General features: G+C 72.6%; 1 pseudogene. It reads left to right on the plus strand.

Annotated elements, in window-relative coordinates:
* A pseudogene (locus AC1DN0_RS41630) lies at positions 1 to 413 on the plus strand (hypothetical protein); the annotation flags it as partial.

Below are 413 nucleotides of genomic sequence, written 5' to 3' on the forward strand. Positions count from 1 at the left end.
CAGGTCGACCAGGTGCCGCCGCCGTTGCAGCTGGAGGCGGTGACCCAGCGCGGCCGTGCCCTGCGCATGCTCGGCCGCTCGCGCGAGTGCGTGACCCACATGATGCCGATGCAGGCGCTGGCCAGCGCCCAGCGCGATGCGCTGCCCAGCCTGGTGGCGGAGTACCACGCCCAGCTCGGCCGCTGCCAGCAGCTGCTGGGCTACCGCGATGAAGCGCGCGTGGCGTTCAACGGCGCCCTCGGCCTGCGTCGCGACGTCCTGCACGACATCGGCGGCACCGCCGAAAGCCTGGCCGATCTGGCGGCGCTGGACAGCGATGATGGCCGCCCGCAGGCCGCCCTCGCCGGCTACCAGCATGCGCTGCAACTGCTGCAGTTGCGGGCCAGCGAGCGCCATCCGCAACTGATCACGCT

Source organism: Cupriavidus sp. 05N39, from assembly GCF_056397325.1.